Source organism: Streptomyces fuscichromogenes, assembly GCF_014645815.1.
Taxonomy (GTDB): Bacteria; Actinomycetota; Actinomycetes; order Streptomycetales; family Streptomycetaceae; genus Streptomyces; species Streptomyces fuscichromogenes.
The window spans coordinates 190,596-211,934 of sequence record NZ_BMML01000010.1 but is presented as its reverse complement, the minus strand read 5'-3'; the positions used below and the strand labels follow the sequence as shown (position 1 = coordinate 211,934).

Annotated in this window: 19 protein-coding genes; 11 read left to right on the top strand and 8 right to left on the bottom strand. The window is 72.9% G+C overall.

The genetic code is table 11. The features are described 5' to 3' along the window. The first annotated feature begins 9 nt into the window (after positions 1–9). Entirely contained in the window at positions 10–1,488 is a 1,479-nt protein-coding gene (locus IEZ11_RS23265) for a cytochrome P450 (protein ID WP_189264778.1), read from the top strand. 99 nt (positions 1,489–1,587) lie between these two features. Here IEZ11_RS23265 and IEZ11_RS23260 read toward each other — a convergent pair whose 3' ends face one another. Together IEZ11_RS23260 and IEZ11_RS23255 are read right to left on the bottom strand one after the other, a co-directional pair. Beyond that, the gene (locus IEZ11_RS23260) at positions 1,588–2,541 is read right to left on the bottom strand and encodes an RluA family pseudouridine synthase (protein WP_189264777.1); all 954 of its coding nucleotides are present in this window, start codon (positions 2,539–2,541) and stop codon (positions 1,588–1,590) included. Between the two features lie 105 nt (positions 2,542–2,646). Then, positions 2,647–4,155, bottom strand: coding sequence for an amino acid permease (locus IEZ11_RS23255; RefSeq protein ID WP_189264776.1), 1,509 nt, complete (start codon positions 4,153–4,155; stop codon positions 2,647–2,649). Positions 4,156–4,392: 237 nt separating this feature from the next. Here IEZ11_RS23255 and IEZ11_RS23250 point away from each other — a divergent pair, with 237 nt between their 5' ends. The 3 genes from IEZ11_RS23250 to IEZ11_RS23240 all read left to right on the top strand — a co-directional run bounded on the left by IEZ11_RS23250 (position 4,393) and on the right by IEZ11_RS23240 (position 7,007). Then, positions 4,393–5,028 carry a PadR family transcriptional regulator gene (locus IEZ11_RS23250; RefSeq protein ID WP_189264775.1) on the top strand — a complete coding sequence of 212 codons (636 nt, stop codon included), beginning with the start codon at positions 4,393–4,395 and terminating at the stop codon, positions 5,026–5,028. A gap of 198 nt (positions 5,029–5,226) precedes the next feature. Then, complete coding sequence (locus IEZ11_RS23245; protein WP_189264774.1) at positions 5,227–6,234, top strand: ABC transporter ATP-binding protein; 1,008 nt, start codon at positions 5,227–5,229, stop codon at positions 6,232–6,234. Further along, positions 6,231–7,007 carry an ABC transporter permease gene (locus IEZ11_RS23240; protein ID WP_189264773.1) on the top strand — a complete coding sequence of 259 codons (777 nt, stop codon included), beginning with the start codon at positions 6,231–6,233 and terminating at the stop codon, positions 7,005–7,007. The genes IEZ11_RS23245 and IEZ11_RS23240 overlap by 4 nt, the downstream gene beginning before the upstream one ends. Before the next feature lie 46 nt (positions 7,008–7,053). Here IEZ11_RS23240 and IEZ11_RS23235 read toward each other — a convergent pair whose 3' ends face one another. Both IEZ11_RS23235 and IEZ11_RS23230 read right to left on the bottom strand, forming a co-directional pair. Next, positions 7,054–7,899, bottom strand: a complete 846-nt coding sequence (locus IEZ11_RS23235; protein ID WP_189264772.1) for a siderophore-interacting protein — start codon at positions 7,897–7,899, stop codon at positions 7,054–7,056. Between the two features lie 115 nt (positions 7,900–8,014). Further along, entirely contained in the window at positions 8,015–8,944 is a 930-nt protein-coding gene (locus IEZ11_RS23230) for a 5'-3' exonuclease (RefSeq protein ID WP_229713309.1), read from the bottom strand. Positions 8,945–9,736: 792 nt separating this feature from the next. On the opposite strand from IEZ11_RS23230, the gene IEZ11_RS23225 reads away from it, so the two are divergent. After that, entirely contained in the window at positions 9,737–10,309 is a 573-nt protein-coding gene (locus IEZ11_RS23225) for a helix-turn-helix domain-containing protein (RefSeq protein ID WP_189264771.1), read from the top strand. Positions 10,310–10,343: 34 nt separating this feature from the next. Next, a complete protein-coding gene (locus IEZ11_RS23220) occupies positions 10,344–11,117 on the top strand; it encodes a helical backbone metal receptor (protein ID WP_189264770.1) in 774 nt (257 codons plus the stop codon). On the opposite strand, the gene IEZ11_RS23215 is transcribed toward IEZ11_RS23220, so the two are convergent. Beyond that, positions 11,029–12,147 carry a TDT family transporter gene (locus tag IEZ11_RS23215; protein WP_189264769.1) on the bottom strand — a complete coding sequence of 373 codons (1,119 nt, stop codon included), beginning with the start codon at positions 12,145–12,147 and terminating at the stop codon, positions 11,029–11,031. The genes IEZ11_RS23220 and IEZ11_RS23215 overlap by 89 nt on opposite strands. A 71-nt stretch (positions 12,148–12,218) precedes the next feature. Between IEZ11_RS23215 and IEZ11_RS23210 the strand changes: the two genes are divergently transcribed. Next, positions 12,219–13,145 (top strand): LysR family transcriptional regulator, encoded by a 927-nt coding sequence (locus IEZ11_RS23210; RefSeq protein ID WP_189264768.1) that lies wholly within the window; start codon positions 12,219–12,221, stop codon positions 13,143–13,145. 265 nt (positions 13,146–13,410) lie between these two features. Here the strand turns inward: IEZ11_RS23210 and IEZ11_RS23205 are convergent, their stop codons facing one another. Both IEZ11_RS23205 and IEZ11_RS23200 read right to left on the bottom strand, forming a co-directional pair. After that, complete coding sequence (locus IEZ11_RS23205) at positions 13,411–14,103, bottom strand: gamma-glutamyl-gamma-aminobutyrate hydrolase family protein (protein WP_189264767.1); 693 nt, start codon at positions 14,101–14,103, stop codon at positions 13,411–13,413. Positions 14,104–14,174: 71 nt separating this feature from the next. Further along, positions 14,175–14,909 (bottom strand): FadR/GntR family transcriptional regulator, encoded by a 735-nt coding sequence (locus IEZ11_RS23200; protein WP_189264766.1) that lies wholly within the window; start codon positions 14,907–14,909, stop codon positions 14,175–14,177. Positions 14,910–15,008: 99 nt separating this feature from the next. On the opposite strand from IEZ11_RS23200, the gene IEZ11_RS23195 reads away from it, so the two are divergent. From IEZ11_RS23195 to IEZ11_RS23180, 4 genes are read left to right on the top strand one after another with little or no spacing between them, the layout of a single operon-like run. After that, positions 15,009–16,373 (top strand): glutamine synthetase family protein, encoded by a 1,365-nt coding sequence (locus IEZ11_RS23195; RefSeq protein WP_189264765.1) that lies wholly within the window; start codon positions 15,009–15,011, stop codon positions 16,371–16,373. A gap of 8 nt (positions 16,374–16,381) precedes the next feature. Beyond that, entirely contained in the window at positions 16,382–17,773 is a 1,392-nt protein-coding gene (locus tag IEZ11_RS23190) for an aldehyde dehydrogenase family protein (RefSeq protein ID WP_229713298.1), read from the top strand. After that, positions 17,770–18,561, top strand: coding sequence for a 3-oxoacyl-ACP reductase (locus tag IEZ11_RS23185; RefSeq protein WP_189264764.1), 792 nt, complete (start codon positions 17,770–17,772; stop codon positions 18,559–18,561). Before IEZ11_RS23190 ends, IEZ11_RS23185 begins: the two co-directional genes overlap by 4 nt. Before the next feature lie 38 nt (positions 18,562–18,599). Beyond that, positions 18,600–19,403, top strand: coding sequence for a DUF2510 domain-containing protein (locus IEZ11_RS23180; RefSeq protein WP_189264913.1), 804 nt, complete (start codon positions 18,600–18,602; stop codon positions 19,401–19,403). Positions 19,404–19,435: 32 nt separating this feature from the next. Here IEZ11_RS23180 and IEZ11_RS23175 read toward each other — a convergent pair whose 3' ends face one another. Continuing rightward, positions 19,436–20,638, bottom strand: a complete 1,203-nt coding sequence (locus tag IEZ11_RS23175; RefSeq protein ID WP_189264763.1) for an amino acid deaminase/aldolase — start codon at positions 20,636–20,638, stop codon at positions 19,436–19,438. Between the last annotated feature and the right edge of the window lie 701 nt (positions 20,639–21,339).

Below are 21,339 nucleotides of genomic sequence, written 5' to 3'. Positions count from 1 at the left end.
GCGATCACTGTGACGCCTGAATCCCCCTACCCGGCCGGCACCAGCACGGACCCGGTCCCGCCGCCCGGCTGTCCGGCGCACGACCGCGGCCCCGGCGGACTCCAGCGGCTCTACGGCGCCGACGCGGACCACCTGGGCGAGCTGTACGAGCGGCTGCGCGAGGAGCACGGGTCCGTGGCGCCCGTCCTGCTCCACGACGACGTACCGATCTGGGCGGTCCTCGGGCTCACCGAGAACCTCCAGATGGTCCGCACCCCCGCTGTCTTCACCCGGGACAGCCGTGTCTGGACCCCACTGCGCGAGGGCATGGTCAAGCCGGACCACCCGCTCATGCCGCACATCGCCTGGCAGCCCATCTGCTCGCACGCCGAGGGCGACGAGCACCTGCGGCTGCGCGCGGCGGTCCAGGGCGCCATGACCACCATCGACCACCGCAGCATCCGCCGCCTCATCGGCCGCTACACCCAGCTGCTGGTCAACGAGTTCTGCGAGCAGGGCCGTGCCGAACTGGTCTCCCAGTACTCCGAGCACCTGCCGATGGCGGTCATGTGCGAACTCCTCGGCATGCCCGAGGAGTACAACGACCGGATCACCGAAGCCGCCCGGGACGCGCTCAAGGGCACCGAGACCGCGATCGCCAGCAACGAGTACGTCATGGGCTGTCTGACCCGGCTCACCGCCCGCCGCCGGGCCCGCTCCGAGGACGACTTCACCAGCCACCTCGTCAACCACCCGGCCGGGCTCAACGACGACGAGGTCGCCCAGCACCTGCGGGTCGTCCTCTACGCCGCCTACGAGACCACCGCCAACCTCCTGGCCAACGCGCTGCGCATGGTCCTCACCGAGCCCGGCTTCCGCGCCCAGCTCAACGGCGGCCAGATGACCGTGCCCGAGGCGATCGAGCAGTCCCTGTGGGACGAGCCGCCGTTCAGCACCGTCTTCGCCTACTTCGCCAAGCAGGACACGGAGCTCGGCGGCCAGCGCATCCGCAAGGGCGACGGACTGCTCTACGCGCCCGCGCCGGGCAACGTCGACCCGCGCGTCCGGCCCGACCTCAACGCCAACATGCAGGGCAACCGCTCCCACCTGGCCTTCGGCGGCGGCCCGCACGAGTGCCCCGGCCAGGACATCGGCCGGGCCATCGCGGACGTCGGCGTCGACCAGCTGCTGACCCGTCTCTCCGACATCCAGCTCGACTGCGACGAGGACGAGTTGCGCTGGCGCGCCTCGATCGCCTCCCGGCACCTGGTGGAACTGCCGGTGCGCTTCGACCCGAAGCCGAAGCAGGATGTCACCCTCATGCCGAGCCCGGCCCTCGTGCCGCCGCAGCGCACCGACCGGCTGCCCGGCACGATGACCGGACCGGCACCGGCCGCCCCGCAGCCGGTGGCACCCCGCCCGGAACCCGTCGCCCCGGCCGCCCCGGAACCGGCGCCCGGGCCGCAGGGCATCTGGCCGCGGCTGCGCCGCTGGTGGCTGGGCCGCTAGGCGCTCCGCTGGAAGTGCCGCGATACGCGTCGGTCCGCCGCGGCGCCGTCGTGGCTGGGCGCGCAGTTCCCCGCGCCCCTTCGGGGCGCGGCCGAACCGCTACTCCCGCGGACCGGCCCAGTCCTGGTACGACTCCCAGGCCCGCAGCGTCCGTGCGCTGCGCAGCCGATGCTCCACCCCCGTGACCGGATCGGTGAACTCCAGCCGCCGTGCCAGCAGTTGCAGCGGACGCCGGAAGTCACCGTCCGGCACGGGGTCGGTCACCACCGGATACAGCGGATCGCCGAGAATCGGCACCCCCAACGCGCTCATGTGGACCCGCAGTTGATGTGTCTGCCCGGTGCGCGGGGTGAGCCGGTAGCGCCCCAGGTCGCCGCTGCGCCCGACCAGTTCGACGAGGGTCTCCGCATTGGGCTCCCCTTCGATCTCCCGGGCCGCGGGCACCCCGCGCTCCTTCAGGATGCGGCTGCGCACGGTCCGGGGAACGGCGAGCGTGGGATCGTACGGCGCGATCGCCTCGTACTCCTTGCGCACCTGCCGCTCGCCGAACAGCCGCTGGTACGCGCCGCGCTCCGCGGGCCGCACGACGAACAGCACGAGCCCGGCGGTGAGCCGGTCCAGCCGGTGTGCGGCCCCGAGCTCCGGCAGGTCCAGCTCCCGCCGCAGCCGGGCCAGCGCGGTCTCGGTGACGTGACTGCCGCGCGGGGTGGTGGCGAGGAAGTGCGGCTTGTCGGCGACGACGAGGTGCGCGTCACGGTGGACGACGTCGAGGGAGAAGGGGACGGGGACCTCGGGAGGCAGGTCGCGGTGGAAGAAGAGGTAGCGGCCGGGGACGTAGGGCGTACGGGCGCCGACGGGTTCTCCGTCGGCGCCCACGACGAGCCCCGAGTCCAGCATCCCCTCGACGACACCGGGCCCGGCTCCGGAGAGCCGGGCCACGAGATACTCGCCGACGGTGGCCCACTCCTCGCAGAAGGGCAACCGGATCCGCACGGGGTCCACCCCCTGGCGCTGGGGGAGAGGGGAGCGTGGGGCTGCGGTCTTACGTCTCATTTGCAGCCAAGGCTACGGGGAACGCCCTCTTCTTGGAGGCGCGGGGAACTGCTTGGGGGCGCGGGGAACCGCGCGACCAGCCCCCACCCACCCGCACCCGACCGACTACGCCACAGCCTCCTCCGGCACAGCGACCGCACTCCGCGACTCGGCCCGGGTGAGCCTCCAAACGCCGCCCACCACCAAAGTCCCGACCAGGAACAACACGGTGAACCACCGGAAGTACCAGTGACCCCCCGCCGGGTCGTACACCGCCGCCCTGGGCCATGCCAGATTCACGGTCATCACCAGCCCGTACAGCAGCGCGACCACGTTCACCGGCACCCCCCACCGTCCCAGCGAGAACAGCGGCGCCCCGGTCTCGTCCGTCCCCTCGACCCGGAACTCGCCCCGCAGCCGCCGTACCAGCAGCGGCCCGGTCACCATCGCGTAGGCGAGGTACAGCATCACGATGCACGTGGTCCCGATCGCCAGGAACGCGTCCGGCGAGGCGAAGTTGAGCAGCAGCAGCGCACCGGCGAGCACCCCGACCACCACGGCCGGCGCCCCGGGCATCCCGGTACGGGGATTCACCCGCGCCAGCCGGTCGGCGAACGGCAGCTGCCCGTCCCGGGCCATGGAGAACAGCATCCGGGAGGCCGCGGTCTGGATCGCCAGCGTCGCCACCGCGATCGCCACCACCACGTCGGCCAGCAGCGCCCGGCCCACCCCGTCCCCGAGGCTGCTGGTCAGGACGTAGCTCAGCCCGTCGACCCCCAGGTGCCCGTCGGTCAGGCTGGGCGCGGCCAACAGGCCGCCCAGGACGACCAGGCCGCCGAGCAGGCCCGCGGCGGACAGCGCCGTGAGGATCGTGCGCGGCGCGGTCCGTCGCGGCTGGTGCGTCTCCTCGCTCATCTCGCCCGCGCTGTCGAAGCCGATCATCACGTACGCGGCCGTGAACGAACCGACCAGCAGGGCGCCCAGCAGCCCGCCCTCGGCGGCCGTACCGGTGTGGAACGTGATACCCGGGGAGCGCCTGGAGTGGGTGAGCAGCAGCACGATGATCAGCACCGCACCGATGATCTCGGCGGTCACCCCGACCCGGTTGATCACGGACATCACCCGGTTGTCCAGGACGTTGACGAGGGTGGTCAGTACCAGCAGGACGACACCCAGCACGGCGGCGTTGGCGGCTCCGTCGGCCGAGACCGGCGAGGCGTCCGTGCCGATCAGCTGGAAGCCGGACCACAGTGCGGGCAGCACCATCTGGAGCGCGAGCGCGGCCGCCGCGACCACCACGATCTGCCCGATCACCATGATCCAGCCGGCGAACCAGCCGAAGGACGGGTTCGAGAGGCGTGAGGACCACTGGTAGATGGCGCCGGAGATGGGGTAGCGCCCGGCCAGTTCGGCGAAGCACGCGGCCACCAGCAGCTGGCCGACCAGCACGGCCGGCCAGGCCAAGAAGAAGACCGGGCCGCCGAACGCGTACCCGAAGGCGAAGAACTGGAAGACGGTCGTCAGTACGGAGATGAAGGAGAACCCGGCGGCGAACGAGGCGTACCGGCCGAGGCTGCGGTGCAGCTCCTGGCGGTAGCCGAACTCCTCCAGGGAGTGGTCGTCGAGAGTCGTCACGGCGGCACCTGCCTGTCAGGCGGACTTCCTGTCGGGCGACAGAAATTCCTGTCGGGCGACAGAAATTAGGGATGCGCTGTTTCGGACGCGTCACGTGGCCGTGTCCGGGGCGGGCCCAAGTCCTCACGCCCTTGCGGACTCCCTCGAAACGCGATACATCGTGTGTATTGACGGCCTCGACGCAGTCGCGATATGTTCGGGTACGGATATTCGGAGGCGAGGAGTTCGGAGGTCGGGATGGCGGCGAAGCGGCGCAAGCTCGGCAATCCTCTGGCGCTCGTCGTGCTGACGACCCTCTGGCAGAAGCCGATGCATCCGTACGAGATCGCCCAGACCATGCGCCGTCAGGGCAAGGACACCAGCACCCGCATCAACTACGGCTCGCTCTACACGGTCATGCAGAACCTGGAGAAGCACGGCTTCGTCGAGGTGGCCGACGTGGAGCGGCAGGGCAACCGCCCGGAGCGCACGGTCTACGGCATCACCGAGGCCGGACGCGAGGAGATGGTCCACTGGCTGTCCGACCTGATGGCCGTCCCGGCGAAGGAGTACCCGATCTTCGAGACGGCGCTCTCGTTGATGGGCGCCCTGCCTCCGGACGAGGTCGAGCGCCTGCTGGCGGAGCGGTTGAGCTCCCTGGAGGTGGAGGTCGCCGGCGGCCGGGCCGTACTGGAGAAGCTGCACGAGACGCTGCCCCGGCTCTTCGTCGTCGAGGTCGAGTACCACCTGCACATGCTGGAGGCGCAGACCGAATGGGTCCGCGGCTTCGTGCGGGAGATACGGGACGGTTCACTGCCGGGCGTCGAGGGCTGGCGCCGGTTCCACGAGACCGGCGAGTTCCCGTCGGAGTTCACGGAGGTGGAGCAGCAGTAGAAGGAGCTGCGAGAGAAAACAGACCCCGGCAGAGCTGTTGCAGCAGCTCCGCCAGGGTCTCGAACCCCGAGCTGAATCCGCCGTGAGGCAGATCCGGGCGACCGAGGTGCGGCACATCCAGGATAGCCCGGCGCTCCTCAGGCGGATCAGCTGTCATCCCCTGTCATCTGTCATCCGCTCGATCAGGAGAGCCCTGTCATGAACACCCGTGCGCCCGCAGTGCAGGCGCGCCAGCTGGTCAAGACCTACCCCGGTGACGTCACCGCGCTGAACGGCATGGACGTCACCGTCGAACCCGGCACCGTCTTCGGGCTCCTCGGGCCCAACGGCGCCGGCAAGTCCACCACCGTCAAGATCCTCACCACCCTGGCCCGCCCCGACTCGGGCACCGCCACCGTGGCCGGGCACGACGTGCTGCGCCACCCCGACCGGGTGCGCCGCGCGATCGGCGTGGTCGCCCAGAACTCCGGCGCCGACCCGGTCGCCACCGGCCGGGAGAACCTCCGGCTCCAGGGCAGGCTCTACGGCCTGCGCGGGGCCGCGCTGAACCGCCGGGTCGACGAGCTGCTGGACCGCTTCACCCTCACCGAGGCGGCCGGCCGCCAGGTCAAGGGGTACTCCGGCGGGATGCGGCGCCGACTCGACGTGGCGCTCGGCCTGGTCCACCGCCCCGAGGTGCTCTTCCTCGACGAGCCCACCACCGGCCTGGACCCGGAGGCCCGCACCGCGATGTGGGACGAGATCGGCCGGCTGGCCGGCGAGGAGGGCCTGACCATCCTGCTCACCACGCACTACCTGGAGGAGGCCGACCGGCTCGCCGAGCGGGTCGCGATCGTCGACCGCGGCCGGGTCGTGGTCGAGGGCACCCCGGACTCCCTCAAGGGCGAACTGCGCGGCGACGCCGTCCACGTGGAGCTGCGCGAGGCGCCCGGGGAGGCCGGCCGCACCCTGCTCGCCGGGGCCCTGACCGGGCTGCCGGGCGTGCACGAGGCGCTGTTCGACGGACGCCGGATCAGCGCCCGCGCCGACGACGGAGCCGCCGCGATGCCGGCGCTGCTGGCCGCCCTGGAGCGGGCCGGGGTGACGGTGGCGGCCGCGACCGTCGCCCGGCCCTCCCTCGACGACGTCTACCTGCGCTACGCGGGCCGCCGTTACGCGGAGGCCGACACCACCGACTCCCTCGCCCTGGCCGGAGGTGCCCGATGAGCAACGCGATGTCCCAGACCTGGTACATGACCCAGCGTCAGCTGCTGGTCTTCGCCCGGCAGCCCGCGTTCGCCGTGATCACCCTGATCCAGCCGGTGATCTGGCTGTTCCTGTTCGGCAACCTCTTCAAGAAGGTCATCGAGCTGGGCGGCTTCGGTACCACGTCCTACCTCGACTACCTGGTGCCGGGCGTGGTCGTGATGAGCGCCCTCAGCTCCAACATGTGGGCGGGCATGGGCACCTTGGAGGAGATACAGCGCGGCACCCTCAACCGCTTCCTCACCACCCCGGTCAGCAGGGCCGCGCTGATGAACGGCAACGTGGTGAACAACGGCCTGGTCACCGCCGGCCAGTCGCTGATCATCGTGCTGCTCGGCCTGCTGGGCGGTGCCGACTACCCGGGCGGGATCGCGGGCACGGCCGTCCTGGTGGTGGCCGCCGTGCTGCTCGGCACCGTCTTCGGCGCGCTCTCCAACGCGCTCGGCATGCTGGTGCGCGAGCGGGAGTCGATCATCGGGATCAACACCTTCCTGCTGCTCCCGCTGACGTTCCTGTCCAGCGCCTTCATGGCACCGTCCCAGATGCCCGGCTGGATGCGGCACATCGCCGACTTCAACCCGCTCAACTGGGCGATGGTGGCGGGCCGTTCGGCGATGTCGGCGGACCCCGACTGGGGTGCGGTGCTCGGCCGCGGCGGGGCGCTGCTCGCGCTGGCGGTCGCGGCCGTGTGGCTGTCGATCAGGACCTTCAGGTCGTATCAGCGGTCGGTGTGACCGACGCGGGGCGGCGGCATCTCCTGGTGAGGTGCCGCCGGTCCGCTCAGGCCGCGGCCGCGCCGCCCTCCTGCTCGGCCTCGATCCGGGCGTTCCACTCGCGCTTGGAGGCCTGCCAGCCGTCCTCGTTGTGCCCGAGCCGCCAGTAGCCGGAGATGGAGAGGTCCTCGCGCGGGATCTGGCGCTCGACGCGCAGCAGCGCCCGCAGCTCCTTCACGAAGCTCGCCTCGCCGTGCACGAAGGCATGCACCCGGCCCTCCGGGAACTCCAGCTCCCGTACCGCCGCGACCAGGGCCTCGCCGACCGGCCGCGTGCCCCGGTGCAGCCAGACGACCTCCACGTCGGAGTCGACCTTCTGCTCCTCCTCGGGGCCGGGGATCTCCACGAAGGCGAACGTCCTGGCCCCGGCCGGCAGGGACTCCAGGGCGCGGGCGATCGCGGGCAGCGCGCTCTCATCACCGACGAGCAGGTGCCAGTCGGCGCTCGCGTCGGGGGCGTAGGCGCCGCCGGGGCCCATGAAGCGCACCGTCTCGCCGGGCTGGACCCGGCAGGCCCACGGTCCGGCCAGGCCCTCGTCGCCGTGCACCACGAAGTCCAGGGTCAGCTCCTGGTGTTCGGGATCCCAGGAGCGCACGGTGTAGGTCCGGGTCACCGGCCACTGCTCACGGGGGAACTCGGCGCGGATCCGCTCCAGGTCGAAGGGCTCCGGGTAGGTGACGCCCGCAGGGCCGAAGAGGAGTTTCACGTAGTGATCGGTGCAGGTGTCCGCGGCGAAACCGGCGAGTCCGTCACCCCCGAGCACCACACGCTGCATGTGCGGGCTCAATCGTTCGGTGCGCACCACCTGAGCGGAATGGGGCTTACGCGGCTTACGTCCCGAGCGCTCCGCCATGACCGGCCTCCCTGCTCCATTGGTTAGGTTTACCTAAGTTAGCATCTCCTTCCCAGTTAACACCTCCTCCATGAACACTCGATGAGCGTGTTTTGCGCAAACAATTCCTTCGGGATCAGGCCTCCAGCGTCACCAGCAGGCGGTTCAGCGAGCCGCCCAGCCCCCAGCGGGCGGCCAGGGCGTCCAACCCCGCCTGGTCACGAGGGGCCTTGGGCAGCACGGTGTCGACGTCCGGCAGCGGCACGTCACCGGCGACCCTGACCACCTTCGGCGCCACGGCGACATACGGCCGGGCCTCGTCCAGCCGCTTGCGCTGCGACGGCGTGAGCTTCGCCTTCGGGTCGTCGACCGCGGCCATGATCCCCGCCAGGTCACCGAACTCGGCGAGCAGCTTCGCGGCCGTCTTCTCGCCGATGCCCGGCACCCCCGGCAGGCCGTCGCTCGGATCCCCGCGCAGCAGCGCCAGATCCGCGTACCCGCTTCCGTCCACCCCGTACTTCTCGCGCAGCCACGCCTCGTCGGTCGTCTGCAGTGTCCCGACACCCTTCAGCGGGTACAGCACCCGCACCCCGCGCGCGTCGTCCACCAGCTGGTAGAGGTCCCGGTCGCCGGTCACGATGTCCACCGGCCCCCCGGCCCGCGCGGTGAAGGTGCCGATCACGTCGTCGGCCTCGTACCCGGCGACGCCGACCCGGGCGATGCCGAGCGCGTCCAGCACCTCCTCGATGACCGGCACCTGCGGGGAGAGGGTGTCCGGCACCTCCTCCTGGTCCGGTCCCGTCGCGCGCTCCTCGGCGACCCGGTGCGCCTTGTAGGAGGGGATGAGGTCGACCCGCCACTGCGGCCGCCAGTCGGCGTCCATGCAGGCCACCAGGAGGTCCGGGCGGTGGTCCCTGACCAGCCGGTCGATGAAGTCCAGCAGCCCGCGCACGGCGTTGACCGGCGTGCCGTCCGGTGCCCTCACGGAGTCCGGGACGCCGAAGTAGGCGCGGAAGTACAGCGAGGCGGTGTCGAGAAGCATCAGTCGTGCGGTCACGCCACGCATCATGCCGTACGGCACCGACGGCAGCCGGGTGCCGATCGTGCCGACGGCGCCGGCAGCCGGGTCCCCGCCTACGAAAAGGATCCGGCCAACCACATAGCGCTACGGCCCTGCCCAAGCCTTTCCGCCTGCCGGCCGGAGCGGCCGACCACCCGTTCGACGCGCAACCATCCGGTCCCGCTGTGCCGGTGTCACCCCGACGGCATCGCGGTGCACGGCGACACCGCGGAACCGCCCGGCCACCGCACCGCCGGCTGCGCCACCGGTCGCCGACTCCGAGCCGCCCCACGGGACTTCACCCTTCCGGCCGCTCCGCCCGGAGCACCGCCTCGACCAGGCACTCCGGGTCTCGGGCGCGCGGCGAACACCGGTGCCCGCCCACGCGCCGAACTCCTGGGAAGGCCCCTCGTCCTGATCGAGGATCGGCGCTCGCGGAGCGGCCTCGGGAGCCGGTCGGCGGATCCCCGCGCCCCGGCCTCCGGCCGAGTCCCCGCATCCGCCGCCGCGGCCGGTCCTGCGCCCGCCCCGGGCCGCGCCGATCAGCGCGCCGACGGCCGTCCGGCCCCCCGGTCAGCGTGTTCGCCCCGAAGGGGGAGGCCGCGCCCGGAGGGTACGGCGAGCTCGCGCACTGGCGCGAACTGTGAGGGTCGCGCTCGCCGGACGTGACAGGGATGTGACGGCCGCCTGAAACGGTTTGCCGAACATGCGTAGGGTGCAGAGAACCCGTCAGGAGGGGCCCGGCCGTGGCGGGGCTCCCGAAGGACGGAACGACGAGCGAAGGAGGGAGCCGGAGCGATGGGCGACCACAAAGACCAGCAGCCCGTGCGGGTGGGCGCGGCAGTCCGGCGGCGCCGCCGTGCGCTGGAGCTCACCCTCGCCGTCGTGGCCGAGCGCAGCGGCCTGTCGGTGCCCTTCCTGAGCCAGGTCGAGAACGACAGAGCCCGCCCCAGCCGCACCTCCCTGGAGAAGCTCGCAGACGCCCTGCGCACCACGGCCGTCGAACTCCTCGCCGCCGCCGACCCGGCGTGCAGCGTCGACGTCGTACGGGCCGACGACGCCACCGAGCCGGACTTCACGCCCCGGGTACGGTCCCTGGTCCGCGGTCACCACCAGCTGCACGCCTCGGAGTTCACCGGCGACCACGATGCCGGCCGCGAATTCCAGCACCGCAACGACGAGTTGATGTACGTCGCGGACGGCGCCGTGGAGATCGAGGCGGAGGGCCGCGCCTACCGCCTCGGCCGCGGCGACACCCTCTACCTCACCGGCGGGGTCCGCCACCGCTGGCGCGCGACGGTCCCGGACACGAGGGTGATCGTGGTGGCGGTCGCGGAACACATCGAGGCGGTCCAGGATCGCCCCCGCTGAGGCGCCCCGAAAGGGGCGCGGGGCCGTATCCGACATGCGGCTGACGCCGCGTGGGCGCGACCAGCCGCAACGCACCCGCAGAGCACCACGGCGGGTGGTGTCCCTCGTCCCCTCCCTCACCGAGGCGATCGCGGAGACGCTCCCCGGAGTCCTCGTCGGCGCCACGGACTGGTGCACCCGTCCGGCCGACCTCGACGTCCCCCGCATCGGCGGTACCAAGAACCCCGACCTCGCCCGGATCCTCGCCCTCACCCCGGACCTGGTGATCGCCAACGAGGAGGAGAACCGCGCCCCCGACCTCGACGCCCTGCGCACCGCCGGCGTGCAGGTGCTGGTCACGGAGGTGCGGAACGTGCCGCAGGCCTTCCGTGAGCTGGACGGGGTCCTGACCGCGTGCGGCGCGAGCGGCCGCCCGCGCTGGCTGGACGAGGCGGAGCGGGCCTGGTCCGCACCGCTGCCCGCCGGCCCCCGCGCGACGGCGGTCGTACCGATCTGGCGGCGGCCCTGGATGGTCCTGGGCCGGGACACGTTCGCGGGGGACGTACTGGCGCGGCTCGGCGTGTCCAACCACTTCGAGGGCCACCCCGAGCGCTACCCGCGCATCCCCCTCGGGGAACTGCTCGACGCGGCCCCCGACCTGGTCGTCCTCCCGGACGAGCCCTACCGCTTCACCGCCGGCGACGGCCCGGAGGCGTTCCCCGGGCTGCCCTGCGCACTGGTCAGCGGACGGCACCTGACGTGGTACGGACCGTCACTGGCCGAGGCGCCACGGGTGCTGGGCGAGGCCCTGCGAGCAGCTCACCGCTGAGCAGCCCGCGCACCGTCCCGGCGGCGGCCGCGAGCCAGCCGGTGACGAGGACCGCGTACAGACCCACCGCCAGCCAGTGGTACACGGTGAGCCCGGTGTGCCGCCCCAGCGCGGCGGCGCCCGTGACACACGTCCCCACGGGGAAGGTGAACGCCCACCACGTCATGGCGAACCGCATCCCCTGCCGCCACGCCCGCGTCACGTGCGCGGCCGCCAGCGCCAGCCACAGCAGCGCGAACCCCATCACCGGAACGCCGTACAGCACGGCCAGCAGTCCGAAACCGGCGGCGTACGGCGTCGGTACGGCTCCGGGGGCGAGGTCCGCGAAGGCGCCCGCCGCCGTTGTCGACTGCCCGAGCGGGCCCAGCACCAGGAAGACCGTGGGGGTCAGCGCGAGCGGCAGCGGACCGCCGGTGACCAGCCGGCCGAAGACGAGCGTCAGCATCAGCAGGGTGGCCAGCAGACTCAGCCCGAAGAGCGCGACGCAGCCGTAGAGCAGGGTCGCGCGCGGCTGCCCGGCCGGCAGGTGCGGGACGAGCTGTGGCCCGAGCGCGGCCGACACCATCGGCGCGACCAGCGGCAGCAGCCACACCGGGGAGGCCTGACCCGGCTCGACCCGGTGCCGTACGGCCAGCAGGTACGGCACCGCGACGGCGGCCGCGAGCCCCACGGCGGTACCGGCGACGAAGAGCACGGAGTCGAGTGCGACGGCGGCCGGTTCGCCGATCCAGTCCCGCCCGAGGGCGAGGGCACCGCCGCCGACCGCGAGCAGGGCCATGGCGAGGCAGCCGTAGAAGGGGGCCACGGCGGGGTCGTGGAGGTGGGCGCGGGCCTGGTCGCAGTGGCGGCCCCAGTGCAGGGCCCGGGCGGACAGCAGCACCACGAGCTGCAGCAGGGACAGCGCCCAGACGCCGACGAAGAGCTCGCGCAGGCCGTCGACACCGAGCGCGGCGCCGCCCAGGGCGAGGGCGGCGGTGCCCATGACGGAGGCGTACCAGTTGGGGCCGAGATGACGGACAGCGGTGACCATGGCCCCCACGCTGCCGCTGCCGCGCGCCGCCGACCAGGGACTCCGTCCCTATGAGGGCATAAGCTGGTCTTATGAGCGAGAAGGAGGAACGGGAGCGGACGGCCGGGGGCACGCTCGCGCACCGGGTGCCGGACCTCGGCGCGCTGGAGCTGCTGCTGGCGGTGGCACGGCTGGGCAGCCTCGGGGCGGCGGCGCGGGAGGTCGGCATCACCCAGCCGGCGGCCAGCAGCCGGATCCGCTCCATGGAACGGCAGCTGGGCGTGGCCCTGGTCGACCGTTCGCCGCGCGGGTCCCGGCTGACGGACGCGGGGGCGCTGGTGACCGACTGGGCGCGGCGGGTGGTGGAGGCGGCGGAGGCCTTCGACGCGGGTGCGCAGGCGCTCCGGGACCGGCGGGACTCGCGGCTGCGGGTCGCGGCGAGCATGACCATCGCGGAGTACCTCCTGCCCGGTTGGCTGCTCGCGCTGCGCGCCCAGCGCCCCGACACGGCGGTGTCCCTGCTCGCCGGGAACTCGGCGGCGGTGGCGGAGCGGCTGCTCGCCGACGAGGCGGACCTGGGCTTCGTGGAGGGGCTGACGGTGCCGCACGGTCTGGACTCGGCGGTGATAGCCCATGACCGCCTGATCGTCGTGGTCGCCCCCGCCCACCCCTGGGCCCGCCGCCGGCGCCCGCTGGCGGCGGAGGAGCTGGCGGCGACCCCGCTGATCCTGCGCGAACGCGGCTCCGGCACCCGCCAGGTCCTCGACGCGGCGCTGGGCGGCCTGGCCCGGCCGCTGATCGAACTGTCGTCGACCACGGCGGTGAAGGCGTCGGCGGTGAGCGCCGCGGGTCCGGCGGTCCTCAGCGAGCTGGCGGTGCGGGAGGAGTTGGCGATACGACGCCTGGTCAGCATCCCCGTCGACGGCGTCGCCCTGCGCCGCGACCTTCGGGCGGTATGGCCGACAGGCCACCGCCCGACCGGCCCGGCCCGCGAACTCCTCTCCCTTACCCGCGGCTGACCGACCCAGGGGGTTCCGCCCCCTGAACCCCCGAATCCCTCGCCCACCCACCACCCGCCTCGGTCACTTGAAGAGGAGAGGTCTGAAAGACAGCCCTTCCGGCCGGCGAGCGGCGGTCCGAAAACCAGCCCGTCCGGCGTTTGAGGACGAGGCCGTTCAGGCCGAAGCGGGGGTCCGGGGGCGGCAGCCCCCGGAGCGGGCGGTCGAAGGGGGGCCACCCCCTGGAGGATGGGACGGGTAGGGGCGGCGGGGGCGAGAAACCGGCTCAGGACCCCGATGCGGCGGTGACCAGCGCCCGCATCACCCGCAGGTCCTCGCCCATCTCCGGATGCCACTGCACCCCGAGGACCCAGCCGCGTTCGGCGGGGAGTTCGACCGCCTCGACCGTGCCGTCGGCCGCGTACGCGGACGGCAGCAGACCGGTCCCGAGGCGGTCCACCGCCTGGTGGTGGAAGGTCGGGACCGAGGTCTCCTCCGGGACCGTGGCGGCGTAACGGGTCCCGGGGACCGGCTTGACCGAGTGGCTCCCGAAGACGCCCGGCACCTCCGCGTGGCCGTCGACGTGCTGGACGAGGGTGCCGCCCAGCGCGACGTTCAGGAGCTGCAGGCCCCGGCAGATGCCGAGCAGCGGCACGCCCGCGGCCAGCGCCGCGTCGATGAGGGCCAGTTCCCAGGCGTCCCGGGCGCGGGCGGGAGGTCCGGTGCGGGGGTCGGGCTCGGCGCCGTAGCGGACCGGCTCCACGTCCGGGCCGCCCGCGATCACCAGGCCGTCGAGCCGGGCCACCGTCGCCGCCGCGTGCTCCGGTGCGTCCGGCGGCAGCATCGCCGCCAGGCCGCCGGCCCGCTGGACGAGACGCGGGTAGCCCGCCGGCAGCAGGGCCGCCTCCAGCTCCCAGACGCCCCAGCGTGTCCCGGCCTCCAGGTATGTGCTCACGCCGATCAGCGGCCGTCCGGTCATGGACCCTCCCCTGCGATAAAGGTGTGCGTGCACACCTTTATCGCACACCTTGGTGACACGCCGGAGGGGTGTCAGGCCAGGAAGCCCCGCAGCAGTGCCGCCGTCCCCGCGCAGTGCTCCCGCATCATCTCCCGCGCGCCGTCCGCGTCCCCGTCCAGTACCGCCTCCACCAGGGCGATGTGCTGGCGCTGCGAGTGCTCCAGGTTGCGGACCAGGAGCGGGATGCAGTCGAGGAGGTCGTTGACCGTGGCCCGTACCGCCGCGTACTGCGCGGTGAGGGTGGGGGAGCCGCACAGCTCGGCGATCGTCAGGTGCAGCAGGGTGTCCAGGCGGCGGTAGTCCGCCAGCGGCGCCTCGTGGGTGCGGGCCAGCGCCTCGCGGAGACGGAGCGCCTGCTCGCCGGTCAGGCCGTGCGTCGCGCACAGACCCGCCGCGCCGACCTCCAGGACCTCCCGGAAGCGCAGCACGTCCTCGATGTCGACCTCGGTGCTGCGGCGCCGCAGCTCGTCCTCGCCGCCCGCGTCCGCGCGCGGCAGCACGAACGTCCCACCGTACCGGCCGCGCCGGGACTCCACCAGGCCCTGGTCCTGGAGCACCTTCAGCACCTCGCGCAGCGTCACCCGGCTGATCCCCAGCCGCTCCGCCAGCTCCCGCTCCGCGGGCAGCCGCTCGCCACCCGGAACCAGGCCCAGCCGGACCACCTGCAGGATCTGCTCCAGCGCCTCCTCGAAGCCGTTGCCCGCCCGCACCGGCCGCAGCACCGGAGTCAACGGGTCGTCGAGGGCGCCGTCCGCGTCCAACGACATATGGCCGTACCCCCTTCCCAAGCAATGGTTCTCTTCAATACCTTAGAGCTTCCCGATCGGCCCCAGAAGCGCTGCGTGAAAGAAGCCCAAGGAGCTCCCGTGGCAGACCGCACACCCCCGTTGAGCGTCGAGGAACTGCACACCCTCGTCGCCGGCGGTGAGATCGACACTGTCGTCCTGGCCTTCCCCGACATGCAAGGGCGGTTGCAGGGCAAGCGGTTCGCCGCCCGCTTCTTCCTCGACGAGGTCCTGCGGCACGGCACCGAGGGCTGCAACTACCTCCTCGCCGTCGACACCGAGATGAACACCGTCGACGGCTACGCCATGTCCTCCTGGGACCGTGGCTACGGCGACTTCGCCATGCACCCCGACCTCTCCACCCTCCGCCGCGTGCCCTGGAACGCGGGCACCGCCATGCTCGTCGCCGACCTCGCCTGGAACGACGGCTCCCCGGTCGTCGCCGCACCCCGGCAGATCCTCCGCCGCCAGCTGGAGCGCCTCGCCGAACTCGGCTACACCGCACAGGTCGGTACGGAGCTGGAGTTCATCGTGTTCAAGGACACCTACGAGGCGGCCTGGGACGCGAACTACCGGGGGCTGACCCCGGTCAACCAGTACAACATCGACTACTCGGTGCTGGGCACGGGGCGGATCGAGCCGCTCCTGCGCCGGATCCGGAACGAGATGGCGGGCGCGGGCCTGACCGTCGAGTCCGCCAAGGGCGAGTGCAACCCCGGCCAGCACGAGATCGCCTTCCGCTACGACGAGGCCCTCGTCACCTGCGACCAGCACGCCATCTACAAGACCGGCGCCAAGGAGATCGCCGCCCAGGAGGGCGTCTCCCTCACCTTCATGGCCAAGTACAACGAGCGCGAGGGCAACTCCTGCCACATCCACCTGTCGGTCACGGACACGGACGGCCACAACGTCTTCGCCGCCCCCGACGGGACCGGGATGTCCGACGTGATGCGGCACTTCCTCGCGGGGCAGCTGGCGGCCCTCCGCGACTTCTCGCTGCTCTACGCGCCCAACATCAACAGCTACAAGCGGTTCCAGCCGGGCTCCTTCGCCCCGACCGCCGTCGCCTGGGGCCAGGACAACCGCACCTGTGCGCTGCGCGTCGTCGGCCACGGCCGCTCGCTGCGCTTCGAGAACCGGCTGCCCGGCGGCGACGTCAACCCGCACCTCGCCGTCGCCGGCCTGGTCGCGGCCGGACTGTACGGCATCGAGCAGCAGCTGGAGCTGCCCGAGGCCTGCGCCGGCAACGCCTACACCGCCGACTTCGCCCATGTCCCCACCACCCTCCGCGAGGCCGCCGAACTCTGGGAGAACAGCCCCGTCGCCAAGGCCGCCTTCGGCGACGAGGTGGTCGCGCACTACCGCAACATGGCCCGCGTCGAACTGGAGGCCTTCGACGCCGCGGTGACCGACTGGGAGCTGCGCCGCTCCTTCGAACGCATGTGAGGCACGCCTTGTCGCAACAGCAAGAGCAGGAGTACGAACTCGACATCCTCGACCCGGCCACCGAGCAGGTCATCGCGACCGTCCCGGGGGCCGTGGCGCAGGACGTCGACACCGCCGTACGACGGGCCGCCCAGGCCCAGCAGCGGTGGGCCGCGCTCGCGCCCGGCGAACGGGCCCGGCTGCTGCGCCGGTTCGCCGTCGTCGTCGACGAACACCGCGAGGAACTCGCCCAGTCGGAGGTCCGCGAGGCCGGACACACCGTCGGCAACGCCCGCTGGGAGGCGGGCAACGTCCGGGACCTGCTCGACTACGCGGCCGGGGGAGTGGAGCGGCTGACCGGCCGGCAGATCCCGGTCCCCGGCGGCCTCGACGTCACCCTTCTCGAACCCCTCGGGGTCGTCGGCGTCATCGCCCCCTGGAACTTCCCCATGCCCATCGCGGCCTGGGGCACCGCTCCCGCCCTCGCCGCCGGTAACGCGGTCATCCTCAAGCCCGCCGAGACCACCCCGCTCACCGCGCTCCGGCTCGCCGAACTCGCCCTGGTGGCAGGCCTTCCCGAGCACCTCTTCCAGGTGCTGCCCGGCCGCGGCGACATCGCGGGCGAGGCGCTCGTGAACCATCCGGGCGTCGCCAAGATCGTGTTCACGGGCTCCACCCGCGTCGGCAGGCGCATCATGGCGCTCTGCGCCGACCGGATGAAGCGCGTCACCCTCGAACTCGGCGGCAAGAGCCCCAACCTCGTCTTCGCCGACGCCGACATCGAGGCCGCCGCGGCCGCCGCCCCCATGTCCTTCCTGGACAACTCCGGCCAGGACTGCTGCGCCCGCACCCGCATCCTCGTCCAACGGTCCGTCCACGACCGCTTCCTGGAGCTCCTCGCCCCCGCGATCGAGTCCGTCACCGTCGGCGACCCGGCCGACGAGAAGACCGACATGGGGCCGCTGATCTCCAAGGCCCAGCTGGAACGCGTCCGTTCGTACGTCGACGCCGACGCGCCCGGCATCCGCGGCAAGGCCCCCGAGGGCCCCGGCTTCTGGTTCCCGCCGACCGTCCTCACCGGAGTCGACCCGCACGCGCGGGTGGCCGCCGAGGAGGTCTTCGGACCGGTCGCCGTCGTCATCCCCTTCGACGACGAGGCCGACGCGGTCCGGCTCGCCAACGACACCGAGTACGGCCTCTCCGGCTCGATCTGGACCCGGGACGTGGGCCGCGCCCTGCGCGTCTCCCAGGCCGTCAAGGCCGGCAACCTGTCCGTCAACTCCCACTCCAGCGTCCGCTACTGGACCCCCTTCGGCGGCTTCAAGCAGTCGGGGATCGGCCGTGAACTCGGCCCGGACGCGCTCACCGCCTTCACCGAAACCAAGAACGTCTTCATCAGCACGGAGGGCCCCGCACAGTGACCGCTGAGACCCCTGACATCGTCTGCCGCCGGCTCGTCGGCCGTACCGCCGTCATCACCGGAGCCGGCAGCGGCATCGGCCTCGCCACCGCCCGGCGGCTGGCCTCCGAGGGCGCCCACGTCGTCTGCGGCGACGTCGACGAGGCCCGCGGCAAGGCGGCCGCCGAGGAGGTGGGCGGCATCTTCGTGAAGGTCGACGTCACCGACGCCGACCAGGTCGAGGCCCTGTTCAAGACCGCCTTCGACACCTACGGCAGCGTCGACATCGCCTTCAACAACGCCGGTATCTCGCCCCCCGACGACGACTCCATCCTGGAGACCGGCCTGGAGGCCTGGAAGCGCGTCCAGGAGGTCAACCTCACCTCCGTCTACCTGTGCTGCAAGGCCGCCATCCCCTACATGCGGCAGCAGGGCAAGGGCTCCATCATCAACACGGCGTCCTTCGTGGCCCGGATGGGCGCGGCCACCTCGCAGATCTCCTACACCGCCTCCAAGGGCGGGGTGCTGGCCATGTCCCGCGAGCTGGGCGTGCAGTTCGCCCGGGAGGGCATCCGCGTCAACGCGCTCTGCCCCGGACCGGTCAACACCCCGCTGCTCCAGGAGCTGTTCGCCAAGGACCCGGAGCGGGCCGCCCGCCGCCTGGTGCACATCCCGCTCGGCCGGTTCGCCGAGGCCGAGGAGATCGCCGCCGCCGTCGCCTTCCTGGCCAGCGACGACTCCTCGTTCGTCAACGCCAGCGACTTCCTGGTGGACGGCGGGATCTCTGGGGCGTACGTCACACCCCTGTAGGAGCCCGTCAACTCCCGTCCTACAGTGCGGGAGTGAGCATGACGCCGCCCGGCTGGTACTCCGACCCGCAGGCTCCGCACCTGGAGCGCTGGTGGGACGGCGGAGCCTGGACCGAGCACCGGCGCACCCCGGCCGGCCACCCCGCGCCGCCGCCCCCGGCGGCCGGGGCGTCCGGCCGACGGGCCAGGGCCGTCGCGCTGCTGTCCGCCGGGGCCGTGCTCGCGGCGGCGATCGTCACCGGGGCGACCGGGCTGCGCACGGACGGGGTGCGCGGCACGGGCGACACCACGATCGACACCGCCCCCAGCGGCCCGTCTGCCCCGTCCCTGGTCGTCGACCAGCTCAACGGCATCGCCCTGCCGGTCCCGGCCGGCTGGACCAGCCCGTCGTCCGTCGCCCAGGACGACGTCGTGATGACGACCGACGGCACCTACGCCTGCCCCGCCGACACCGGCCGGTGCCGCCACGGCCAGGTCAGCAGCGGTACGGCCGGCCGCGCGGACGGCGCCTCCCCGCGCACCGTCGCCGAACGGGACGTACCCGACGCGGCCGAGGCTGCGTACGGCCACGATCCCGGCGGACGGCGGCCCTTCGGGGGCATCCGCTCCCACCAGGTCGTCAAGGCCGGGCGGGTCGCGGTGGCGGGCCGCGACGGCTATCTGGTGCGCTGGCGGGTACGGACGGCCGACGGACCGGGCGGCTACGTCCAGTCCCTGGCCTTCCCGTCCGCCGGCGGCGTCCCGGCCCCGGCCGTCGTCCGGTTCGTCTTCGACGCGGGCCCGGACGGACCGCCGCTGTCCGACATGGACGAGATCACGCGGGGCATCCGCCCCGCGCGCTAGCCGCTCGGGGGCCGGAGCCCGCAGGCCGACGGTCAGAGGAAGGTGTGGCCCTCGCCGCGGTACGTCGGTACGGTCGCCGTCACCCGGTCGCCCTCGACCAGCTGGAGCTCGGCGAACCGCTCGCACAGCTCGCCCGCCTTGGCGTGCCGGAACCACACCTTGTCGCCGATCAGCAGGTCGTCCGCGGCGGCCCCGAGCAGCGGGGTCTGCACCTCGCCGGGCCCCTCCTGGGCGTCGTACGACAGCCCCTCCGGCAGGTACGGCACCGGAAGCCGGTCCGGGCCCGCGACGCCCGAGGCCGGGTAGCCGCCGCCGAGGACCGTGACGACCCCGACACCGGGCCGCCGCACCACCGGCATGGCGAAGAGGGCGGCCGGGCGGCCGGTGAACGACGTGTAGTTGTCGAAGAGGCGCGGCACGTACAGACCCGAGCCCGCCGCTATCTCGGTGACCGCGTCCTCCGCCGCCGTGGTCTGCACACTGCCCGTGCCGCCGCCGTTGACGAACTCCAGGCCCGGCACCACCGCCCGGACCGCCCGCACCACCGCGGCGCGCCGCTCGGCCAGCTCACGGCGGGCGGTGGCCTGCATCAGACGCACCGCGCGCGAGCGCAGCGGCCGGCCGGCGACATCGTCCCCGACCCCGGCGATGTGCCCCTCGTACCCCATGATGCCGACCAGCTCGAAGCCCGGCCGCCGGGCCACGGTCCGGGCGAGCTCGGCGAGCTGGGCGGGGGAGTACAGCGGCGAGCGCCGGGCCCCGACCCGCACCCGCCCCCCGAACAGCTTCAGCGAGGTGTCCAGCTCCAGACAGACCCGGACCACCTCGCTCCCGCCGTCGCGGGCGGCGTCGATCAGGTCGAGGTGTGCCGGGTCGTCGATCATCACGGTCACGGCGGCGGCCAGCTTCGGATCGGCCGCCAGTTCGGCGAACGCGCTCCGGTCGGCGGACGGGTACGCCAGCAGGATGTCGTCGAACCCCGACCTCGCGAGCCACAGCGACTCCGCGAGCGTGAACGACATGATCCCCGCGAAGCCCTCCTTCGCGAGGACCCGCTCCAGCAGGTGGCGACAGCGCACCGACTTGCTGGCGACCCGGACCGGCTTGCCGCCGGCCCGGCGCACGAGATCGTCCGCGTTGGCGTCGAAGGCCTCCAGATCCACGATCGCGAGAGGTGCGTCCAGGTGGGCTGTGGCCCGGTCGTAACGGGCCCGGTCGGCGGCGCGCGCAGTCATGAAGGAAGCCTGCCAGACAGGATTACCGCAGGGTAGGGGGACGATCCGGGCAGATGCCGCGGGGGCGCGGACTGGTTCCCGTTCGGCCTCCGACAACCCGTAGAGTGACGCGCACGTACGGCGGAACGAACCCGGCCGCCTGACCCGCGCCGGGATGCGGGTCCGCGCGTGCGGGTATGCGTGCCCGGGGGTGGACGACCCCGCGCGGCGGAGCACGACGGCCCGTACGAGAAGTTGGCCCGGGTACGAGGAAACGGGGGGCGCATGAGCAGTGAAGCGCAGCACGCCCCGATCCCACGGCGCCCCTCACCCGGCCCCATCCCGGCGGACCCCATGGGGGAGCCCGCGCAGGCGGCCGACGGGGCCCTGCCGGGGAACGCCGGGACCGGCGGCAACGGCGCGAACACCCGAGGCGATGTCCCGCAGGCGGCCGACGCGTCCCGCCGGGCGGACCGGCCGGGGTTCTTCGACCGGCCGAACCGGGTGAACCGCACGCAGCGGCCGCACGTATCCACTGGCGGGGCCGACACCACCGGGCAGGACCAGCTGCCGGGACGGCCCGACGGGCAGCAGAGTCGTGATGACCGGACGAGTCGGGGCGGTGCGGTGGCGCAGGGCGAACAGAGCACGGGGGACCGGACCACAGGCCGCCCGGCGTCCGCCGAACGCGTCGTCAGGCCCCGCTATCCCAACTTCCGGCC

What these genes read in the sequence shown, in the direction of transcription:
- IEZ11_RS23260 (WP_189264777.1), bottom strand. Translation starts at nt 2,541, where the DNA reads ATGAGACGTAAGACCGCAGCCCCACGCTCCCCTCTCCCCCAGCGCCAG.
- IEZ11_RS23250 (WP_189264775.1), top strand. Translation starts at nt 4,393, where the DNA reads ATGGCGGCGAAGCGGCGCAAGCTCGGCAATCCTCTGGCGCTCGTCGTG.
- IEZ11_RS23245 (WP_189264774.1), top strand. Translation starts at nt 5,227, where the DNA reads ATGAACACCCGTGCGCCCGCAGTGCAGGCGCGCCAGCTGGTCAAGACC.
- IEZ11_RS23240 (WP_189264773.1), top strand. Translation starts at nt 6,231, where the DNA reads ATGAGCAACGCGATGTCCCAGACCTGGTACATGACCCAGCGTCAGCTG.
- IEZ11_RS23235 (WP_189264772.1), bottom strand. Translation starts at nt 7,899, where the DNA reads ATGGCGGAGCGCTCGGGACGTAAGCCGCGTAAGCCCCATTCCGCTCAG.
- IEZ11_RS23230 (WP_229713309.1), bottom strand. Translation starts at nt 8,944, where the DNA reads ATGCGTGGCGTGACCGCACGACTGATGCTTCTCGACACCGCCTCGCTG.
- IEZ11_RS23225 (WP_189264771.1), top strand. Translation starts at nt 9,737, where the DNA reads ATGGGCGACCACAAAGACCAGCAGCCCGTGCGGGTGGGCGCGGCAGTC.
- IEZ11_RS23220 (WP_189264770.1), top strand. Translation starts at nt 10,344, where the DNA reads ATGCGGCTGACGCCGCGTGGGCGCGACCAGCCGCAACGCACCCGCAGA.
- IEZ11_RS23215 (WP_189264769.1), bottom strand. Translation starts at nt 12,147, where the DNA reads ATGGTCACCGCTGTCCGTCATCTCGGCCCCAACTGGTACGCCTCCGTC.
- IEZ11_RS23210 (WP_189264768.1), top strand. Translation starts at nt 12,219, where the DNA reads ATGAGCGAGAAGGAGGAACGGGAGCGGACGGCCGGGGGCACGCTCGCG.
- IEZ11_RS23205 (WP_189264767.1), bottom strand. Translation starts at nt 14,103, where the DNA reads ATGACCGGACGGCCGCTGATCGGCGTGAGCACATACCTGGAGGCCGGG.
- IEZ11_RS23200 (WP_189264766.1), bottom strand. Translation starts at nt 14,909, where the DNA reads ATGTCGTTGGACGCGGACGGCGCCCTCGACGACCCGTTGACTCCGGTG.
- IEZ11_RS23180 (WP_189264913.1), top strand. Translation starts at nt 18,600, where the DNA reads ATGACGCCGCCCGGCTGGTACTCCGACCCGCAGGCTCCGCACCTGGAG.
- IEZ11_RS23175 (WP_189264763.1), bottom strand. Translation starts at nt 20,638, where the DNA reads ATGACTGCGCGCGCCGCCGACCGGGCCCGTTACGACCGGGCCACAGCC.